Below are 947 nucleotides of genomic sequence, written 5' to 3'. Positions count from 1 at the left end.
GGACCTCCTCCATGGCGTCCAACGGGGCCTGGGCGGCGGCGCGGGAGCGTTACGCATCCTCGAACTCCTCGCCGCCCAGGCCCCGTTGGACGCCATGGAGGAGGTCCTGCTCAAGGCCCACGACCGGGGCGCGACGGCGGACGAACTGGCGCTGATCCACCGGGCGGGCCGGCTGGGCCGTACGGTCCACGGCCTGCTCGACCGCCGCCGGCGGCGGGAGGCGGACCTCACGGCCCTGCTGGACACGGCCCGCGAACTGGCCTCGTCCTGCGACGTGGACGGCCTGGTGAAGACGGTCGCCCACCGCACCCGGGCCCTGCTGCACGTGGACACGGCGTTCGTGGCGCTGCTGACGACGGGCTCGGGCGACTCGGTGGTCCGGGCCTCGGCGGGCGCCACCACCTCGCTCCACATCGGGCTGCAGCTCTCGGGCGACCACGGCATCGGGGCGGTGGTCAGGGGCACGGGCGCGCCCTTCTGGACGCCCGACTACCAGGCGGAGACCCGTATCGAGCACGACGCGGCCCTGGACGCGGCGATCGCCCGCGAGGGGCTCCGCTCGGTGCTGGCGCTGCCGCTGCACCACGCGAGCGGCACGGTGGGCGTGCTGTACGCGGCGCACCGCGACGTACGCCACTTCGAGCCCGACGAGGCCGCCCTCCTCGGCTCCCTCGCGGACCTGGCGGCGGCGGCCGTCGACAAGGCCCAGTGGCTGGAGCTCTACAACGCCGAGGTGGCCAAGCTGGAGGAGCACAGCGCGCTGGCGATGGAGACGATCGAGAAGGAGCGCTCGCTGGAGGCGGTACGCGATCACATCATCGGCTTCGCCCTCTCCGGCCGGGGCGTGGCGGGCCTGGCGGCGGAGGTGGGCGTACTCCTCGACGCCGAGATCCTGGTCCGCGACCACCGGGGCCGCGTCCTGGCGGGCGGTGAGACCCCCTGGCCCC

Annotated in this window: 1 protein-coding gene; it reads left to right on the top strand. The window is 74.9% G+C overall.

The window, feature by feature from the left end; genetic code table 11:
- Positions 1–947: GAF domain-containing protein (locus ACJA3G_RS37665; RefSeq protein WP_406557498.1), on the top strand; the 947-nt coding region annotated here is incomplete at both ends.

This window comes from Streptomyces sp. YS-3 (assembly GCF_045257485.1).
GTDB lineage: Bacteria > Actinomycetota > Actinomycetes > Streptomycetales > Streptomycetaceae > Streptomyces.
The sequence above is the reverse complement of the archived record's forward strand: the minus strand, read 5'-3'. Positions and strand labels throughout refer to the sequence as shown.